Raw genomic sequence first — 6,144 nt, 5'->3', positions numbered from 1 at the left:
CGACGCCCTCGCCCTGGCCGGCACGGAGCCCGAACGCGCCCACCTGCGCCGCCGCCTCGCCGAGGTCGCCAAGCCGTGAATGACTCATTCATGTCGTCCGACGACATGAATGAGTCATTCACGGCATCGGGGTCAGGGTCCCGGCGAAGTCGCGCGGGCCGGGCCGGTCGTCCGGGAACTGTCGGTGGCCGCCGGTAAGCTGGAAACCGGGGGCCGGAGGCCTACGCCGGCGTGCGCAGCGCCGTCACCGCCGGGGCGAACATCGTCGCCTTGATCGCGCCCAGCGTGCCGCGGTCCTTGCCCGCCAGCACTCGCACGCGCTCGGAAGCCACCTTCACCAGTTCGGACTCGGCCGCGATTTCGTCCACCAGGCCGGTTTCCAGCGCGTCGGCGCCGCCGAACCGGCGTCCCGTGGTCATCGACGCGATCGCCGCCGCCGGGGTCAGCTTGCCCTGGATCAGCGCCGCCATCCCCGGCGTGAACGGGATGTTGATGTCCGCCTCCGGGAAGCAGAAGTAGCCGCGATCCGCGCGCATCACGCGGAAGTCGTGCGCCATCGCCAGCATCGCGCCCGCGCCGAACGCGTGGCCGTTGACCGCCGCCACCGTCGGCACCGGCAGCGTCAGCACCCGCGCGAACAGTTCCTGCACGTCGGTGACGTACTGCTGGGCCTGGTCGCCGTGCGCGGTCAGCCATTCGAGGTCGAGGCCGTTGGAGTAGAACTTGCCGCCGCCGGTGGTCACCAGCGCGCCGTCCACTCCGTCCAAAAAGGAATGGACGCGCTGCAGCCAGCCGGGGGAGAAGCGGTTCTCGTCGTCGCCGAGGTCGAGCACGGAAACGGTCATGGTCGGTCCTTTTCTCGGGGTGGCACGGTCAGCACGGCCCGCACGGCGGCGGCGAGCCGTTCCCGCACCAGGGGATCGGTGAGGTCGCGGCGGAAGAACGCGGTCGGCAGGTCGACGACGCAGGTGGTGACGACCTCCACGGCCAGGCCGTCCCCGCGGTCCCAGAGCCGCCGCGCGAGCCGGACCAGCAGCGTGACCAGCCGTTTGTCCAGCGCGTGCAGGGTGTCGGCGAGCTCGTCGGGCAGTTCGGGGCCGAAGAGCCGGTCGCCCCGGACCTTCAGCAGCATCCGCGCCGCGTCGGGGCGCTGCGCGGCGAACAGCGCGGGGGTGCCGGCCGCCGCGACGACGGCCTCGACCGGCGTCGGAGCGGCGTCCACCAGGGACTCCTGCAGGTCGAGGAACGCCGTCGCCGCGCGCACCCAGACCCGGGCGAGCAGTTCGCTGAGCGAGCCGAACGCGTGGTAGATCGTCCCGTTCGGCACGCCCGCGGCCGTCGCCAGCCCGCGCACGGTCACGTTCTCGTACCCCGACGTCGCGACCAGCCGTTCGGCGACGTCGAGCAGTGCGTCGAGGTCGTGCACACGGGGCCTGGGCATGCCGCGACCGTAACAGAACAGCTGCTCCAAAACCAACCCGGTAGGCTGCCGCCCGTGGAGATCTGGGTCAACCCGGCGTGCTCGAAGTGCCGGTCCGCGGTGTCGTTGCTGGACGAAGCGGGCGCGCAGTACACCGTGCGCCGTTACCTCGAAGACCCGCCGACGCCGGCGGAGCTGACCGAGGTGCTCGAGCGCCTCGGCCTCGAGCCGTGGGACATCGCGCGCACCGCCGAGCCGATCGCGAAGGAGCTCGGCCTCAAGACGTGGGGCCGCACGCCGGACGACCGGTCCCGCTGGATCGACGCGCTCGCCGAGCACCCGAAGCTGATCCAGCGGCCGATCATCACGGCCGACGACGGCACCACCGTCGTCGCCCGCGACCCCGAAACGGTCCGCTCGGTCCTTTAAGGAATCGAGTCGGTCTTCGCGAGCAGCGGGACGTCGAGCGGCACCGTCTCCGGGTACTTGATCCCGGCGCCGGTGTTGAGCACGACGACGTCTTCGTCGCCTTCGAGCCAGCCGGACTCGCGAAGGTGCCGCAGCGCGGCGAAGCACGCCCCGCCTTCCGGGCAGACGAACGTGCCTTCGCGCTCGGTGAGTTCCCGTTGTGCGGCAAGGAGTTCCTCGTCGGTGACGGCGACCGCGGTCCCGCCGGTCGTGTAAACCGCGTCCAGCACGAGGAAATCGCCGATGGCCTTCGGCACCGTGATGCCGAAGGCGACCGTGCGCGCGTCCGGGAACGGCTCGCTTTCCCGGGCGCCACGCTCGAACGCGGACACGATCGGCGCGCACCCGGTGGCCTGCACCGCCACCAGCTTCGGCAGGTCGCCGCTCACCCAGCCCAGTTCGCGCATTTCCAGCAGCGCCTTGTAGATGCCGATGATGCCGACCCCGCCGCCGGTGGGGTAGAGGATGACGTCGGGCAGCCGCCAGCCGAACTGCTCGGCGATCTCGTACCCCATCGTCTTCTTGCCTTCGATGCGGTACGGCTCCTTCAACGTCGAGACGTCCTGGACGCCTTCGCGACGCGGAACCGCGGCGGCGACGAGCTTGCCCGCGTCGCCGATCAGCCCGTCCACGCGGTACAGCTCGGCGCCGGCCGCGACGCACTCGCGCATGGTGATCGCGGGCGCGTCGTCCGGCATCGCGATCAGGCTGGTCAGCCCGGCGCGAGCCGCGTACAACGCCCACGCCGCCCCGGCGTTGCCATTCGTCGGCATCGCGATCCCGCGCACGCCCAGCTCGGCCGCCCGCGAGACGCCGACCGCGGCGCCGCGCGCCTTGAACGTGCCGGTCGGGACCAGGCCCTCGTCCTTCATCCACAGCCGGGAAAGACCCAGCTCACGGCCGTAGCGCGGCAGCCGCAGCAACGGCGTCATGCCCTCGCCGAGGCTCACGACGTGCTCGGGCGAGCGCACCGGCAGCACCTCGTGGTAGCGCCACAGCGTCGGCTCGCGCCCGCCGATCTCCTTCGGCGTCACGGCTTCGCGGACCCCGTCGAGGTCGTACCGCGCGAGCAGCGGCGCGCCCGACGGCGAGAGCCCTTGGACGGCGTCGGCGTCGAAGCGCTCGCCGGTCCGGGAGCAGTCGAGGTGGCTGAGGAACGAGTACGGCACGGCGCCTCCGGTCAGAAACGGCGGGTGAACGGGAGTGGTTTGCGCATCCGGGCCAGCAGCAGGAGCGGTACCAGGACGTAGGGCAGGTTGAAGGCGAGGAACTTCGCCGGGTTGCCGGTGCGGGTGGCCGGGTCGCCGAAGAACTCGACGCCGAACACGACGATGCCGGTCAGCGTGACGATCATGGTCGCGTAGATCACCGACGGCAGCTGGATCCAGTTCTTCCCGGTCACCAGCGCGATCACGAGCACGACGTAGAACGGCATGTAGACGAACGCCGAGAGCCCGGTGACGATGCGCATCCAGTCCGGCGGGTGCATGAACAGCGGGTCGGCGTCGTGGGCGTACCAGTAGTTGGAGTTCACGAAGAAGTTGCCCGAAGGGCGGGAGAAGTCGACCCCGACGGTCGGCAGCAGGTCGCTGATCAGCGACGTCACCGTGAAGACCGAGAACAGCACCGCGAAGAAGAAGTCGATCTTCCGTTCCCGCAGCGGCAGGTTCATGCCGCCGATCCTAAGTCCTATTGTGAGGGGATGGACGCGCTGCGGGTGTGCCTGTACGTCTTCGCCGGGGTGACGCTCGGCACCTGGGTGCTGTCGGTGCTGACCAGGGAGTACTCCTGGGTGGACCGGATCTGGTCGATCGTCCCGGTCGCGTACCTGGCGATCTTCGCCGGCGCCGCCGGGTTCGCCGACGCGCGGCTGAACGTGATGTTCGCGCTGGTCACCCTGTGGGGGATCCGGCTGACGTTCAACTTCGCCCGGAAGGGTGGCTACGCGCCCGGCGGCGAGGACTACCGGTGGGCGGTGCTGCGCGAACGGATGGCGCCGTGGCAGTTCCAGGTGTTCAACTTCTTCTTCATCTCGCTGTACCAGAACGCGATCCTGCTGCTGATCACGCTGCCCGCGTACACGGCGTTGGAGAACCCGGGCTCGTTCGGCGTGGCGGACGTCGTCGTCGCGGTGGTCTTCCTGGCGTTCCTGGCCGGTGAGACGGTCGCGGACCAGCAGCAGTGGGCGTTCCACCGCGAGAAGCACGCGGGCCGCGCGCGGACGCGGTTCCTCCAGGACGGGCTGTTCCGCTACTCGCGGCACCCGAACTTCTTCTTCGAGCAGGCGCAGTGGTGGGTGATCGCGGTGTTCGGGATCGTCGCCGGCGGTCCGCAGTGGACGGTCGCCGGAGCTGTGCTGCTCACGCTGTTGTTCGTCGGGTCGACGAAGTTCACCGAGAGCATCACGAAGTCGCGCTACCCGGAGTACGCGGACTACCAGCGGCGGACGTCCGCGGTGGTGCCGTGGCCGGCCCGCGGATGACGGTCGTCGGGGCCCTGCAGCTCGGGACGGGCGTTCCCGTCGAGCGGATCCTGGCGTTCGAGGACGAGATCCGCGGTGCCGACCTGGTGGTCCTGCCGGAGGCCGTCCTCGGCGGGTACCCGGGCCGGACGCCGTTCGTGGAGTACTTCGGCGCGTCGGTGACGGTTCCCGGGCCCGAGGTTTCGGCGCTGGCCGGGCTCGCGGCCCGGACCGGCGCGTTCCTGGTGGCGGGCGTGATCGAGCGCGACGGCTCGACGCTCTACAGCACGGCGGTGTTCCTCGACCCGGCGCTGGGTCTGGTCGCCAAGCACCGCAAGCTGGTCCCGACGGCCCGCGAGCGCCTCGCCTGGGGCCGCGGCGACGGCTCGACCCTCCCGGCGGTCCCGACCGCGGCCGGCCTGGCGGGCGCGGCGATCTGCTGGGAGAACCACATGCCGCTGTTCCGGGCGGCGATGTACGCGAAGGGCGTGGAGATCTGGTGCGCCCCGACGGCGGACGACCGCGACGTCTGGCAGGCGTCGATGCGCCACATCGCGGACGAGGGCCGGTGTTTCGTGATTTCGGCGTGCCCGTACGAGACCTCGGGTGAGGACCCGTTCCGCGGCGGGAGTGTGATCGTGGGCCCGCTGGGTGACGTGCTGGCGGGGCCGCTGCGGGACGCGGAGGGCCTGATCACGGCGGAGATCGACTTGGCGGACATCGTGGCGGCGCGGCAGAGCTTGGATGTTTCGGGGCATTACGCGCGGCCGGACGTCTTCTCGCTGACGGTGGACGAGCGCCCGCGGGACGGTGTCACCTTCCTGCGGTGACACCGTCCCCGGCCGCGCTCACACCGCCAGGCGGCTAGCCGGCCGGCTTGAAGTGCTCCGTCCACCGGACGCCGTCCCACCACTGGGTCGCGCCCTGCTGCTGGGGTGACGGGTACCAGCCCGCGGGCGGTCCGGTGGGTGCCGACGGCGGTGGAGGCGCGGAAGCCTCGGCCTGCTGCTTGAGCGCCTCGCGCTGAAGCCGGGTTTGCGCCTGCAGTTCGCGCAGCGACTTCTTGGCCACGCGCTGCTTCTTGCTGCTGCCGCGCACCAGCCCGGCCGTGCCGATCATGAGGGACTTCCGGACGAGGCCCCCGTGGTGACGCCGTCCCGGCGAGGCTCACACCGCCAGGCGGCCGCCGTCCACCGGGAGGATCGCACCCTGAATGAAGCTCGAATCGTTCGTCACCAGGAACGCGATCGCCGCCGCGATTTCCGACGGGGAGGCCACCCGGCCCGCTGGGCCCGCCGACGCCAGCTCGTCCAGGCCGTCGCCGAACGCTGCGGTGCCTTCGGTGCGGGTCGGGCCCGGGCTGACCGCGTTGACCCGGACGCCGGACGGGCCGAACTCCGCCGCCCACGCCTTGGTCAGCAGCTCCACCGCCGCCTTCGACGAGCCGTACAGCGCCATGCCCGTCATGCCGCGCGTCGCGACCATCGTGGACACGTTGACGATCGCGCCGTGGCCGCGGGCGGCCATCGCCGGGGCCAGTTCCGCGACTAGGTAGTACGGCGCCTTCACGTTGATCGCGTAGACGCGGTCGTACTCCGCTTCCGCCGTCGAAGCCGTGGGGCCGGTCGGGAAGATGCCCGCGTTGTTCACGAGCACGTCGATGTGGCCGCCCGCTTCCCGCGCGCGGTCGGCGAGGGCGCGGGCCGACGCGGCGTCGGTCAGGTCGGCCGCCACGAAGTCGGCCTTGCCGCCCGCCTCGCGGATGGCCGACACGACCTCGGCTCCGCGCGCCGCG

Annotated in this window: 9 protein-coding genes; 3 read left to right on the top strand and 6 right to left on the bottom strand. The window is 71.2% G+C overall.

Going from position 1 to position 6,144, the window contains the following annotated elements:
- Positions 1 to 221: 221 nt before the first annotated feature.
- Together G3I65_RS14085 and G3I65_RS14080 are read right to left on the bottom strand one after the other, a co-directional pair.
- Positions 222 to 845, bottom strand: coding sequence for an enoyl-CoA hydratase/isomerase family protein (locus G3I65_RS14085; RefSeq protein ID WP_160696510.1), 624 nt, complete (start codon positions 843 to 845; stop codon positions 222 to 224).
- Positions 842 to 1,441, bottom strand: coding sequence for a TetR/AcrR family transcriptional regulator (locus G3I65_RS14080; protein WP_163046688.1), 600 nt, complete (start codon positions 1,439 to 1,441; stop codon positions 842 to 844). Before G3I65_RS14080 ends, G3I65_RS14085 begins: the two co-directional genes overlap by 4 nt.
- A gap of 54 nt (positions 1,442 to 1,495) precedes the next feature.
- Between G3I65_RS14080 and G3I65_RS14075 the strand changes: the two genes are divergently transcribed.
- Complete coding sequence (locus G3I65_RS14075; RefSeq protein ID WP_160696509.1) at positions 1,496 to 1,849, top strand: arsenate reductase family protein; 354 nt, start codon at positions 1,496 to 1,498, stop codon at positions 1,847 to 1,849.
- On the opposite strand, the gene G3I65_RS14070 is transcribed toward G3I65_RS14075, so the two are convergent.
- Entirely contained in the window at positions 1,846 to 3,057 is a 1,212-nt protein-coding gene (locus tag G3I65_RS14070) for a threonine synthase (protein ID WP_160696508.1), read from the bottom strand. The two genes, G3I65_RS14075 and G3I65_RS14070, sit on opposite strands and share 4 nt — an antisense overlap.
- Before the next feature lie 11 nt (positions 3,058 to 3,068).
- Positions 3,069 to 3,560, bottom strand: a complete 492-nt coding sequence (locus G3I65_RS14065; RefSeq protein ID WP_160696507.1) for an emopamil-binding family protein — start codon at positions 3,558 to 3,560, stop codon at positions 3,069 to 3,071.
- Between the two features lie 30 nt (positions 3,561 to 3,590).
- Here G3I65_RS14065 and G3I65_RS14060 point away from each other — a divergent pair, with 30 nt between their 5' ends.
- Positions 3,591 to 4,370, top strand: coding sequence for a DUF1295 domain-containing protein (locus tag G3I65_RS14060; RefSeq protein ID WP_160696506.1), 780 nt, complete (start codon positions 3,591 to 3,593; stop codon positions 4,368 to 4,370).
- Complete coding sequence (locus G3I65_RS14055) at positions 4,367 to 5,179, top strand: carbon-nitrogen hydrolase family protein (protein WP_166640080.1); 813 nt, start codon at positions 4,367 to 4,369, stop codon at positions 5,177 to 5,179. Before G3I65_RS14060 ends, G3I65_RS14055 begins: the two co-directional genes overlap by 4 nt.
- Before the next feature lie 34 nt (positions 5,180 to 5,213).
- On the opposite strand, the gene G3I65_RS14050 is transcribed toward G3I65_RS14055, so the two are convergent.
- Positions 5,214 to 5,468, bottom strand: coding sequence for a DUF2510 domain-containing protein (locus G3I65_RS14050; RefSeq protein ID WP_160696504.1), 255 nt, complete (start codon positions 5,466 to 5,468; stop codon positions 5,214 to 5,216).
- A gap of 48 nt (positions 5,469 to 5,516) precedes the next feature.
- A partial coding sequence (locus G3I65_RS14045; RefSeq protein WP_160696503.1) for an SDR family NAD(P)-dependent oxidoreductase occupies positions 5,517 to 6,144 on the bottom strand: 628 nt, incomplete at its 5' end.

The organism is Amycolatopsis sp. SID8362 (assembly GCF_010550475.1).
GTDB classification, from domain to species: Bacteria; Actinomycetota; Actinomycetes; order Mycobacteriales; family Pseudonocardiaceae; genus Amycolatopsis; species Amycolatopsis eburnea.
Note: the sequence above shows the minus strand (reverse complement) of the source record. Positions and strands in the feature narration are given on the sequence as shown.

Bases quoted from the DNA above. Each gene is read 5' to 3' on its own strand.
- G3I65_RS14085 (WP_160696510.1), bottom strand. From the start codon at position 845: ATGACCGTTTCCGTGCTCGACCTCGGCGACGACGAGAACCGCTTCTCC.
- G3I65_RS14080 (WP_163046688.1), bottom strand. From the start codon at position 1,441: ATGCCCAGGCCCCGTGTGCACGACCTCGACGCACTGCTCGACGTCGCC.
- G3I65_RS14060 (WP_160696506.1), top strand. From the start codon at position 3,591: ATGGACGCGCTGCGGGTGTGCCTGTACGTCTTCGCCGGGGTGACGCTC.
- G3I65_RS14050 (WP_160696504.1), bottom strand. From the start codon at position 5,468: ATGATCGGCACGGCCGGGCTGGTGCGCGGCAGCAGCAAGAAGCAGCGC.
- G3I65_RS14065 (WP_160696507.1), bottom strand. From the start codon at position 3,560: ATGAACCTGCCGCTGCGGGAACGGAAGATCGACTTCTTCTTCGCGGTG.
- G3I65_RS14055 (WP_166640080.1), top strand. From the start codon at position 4,367: ATGACGGTCGTCGGGGCCCTGCAGCTCGGGACGGGCGTTCCCGTCGAG.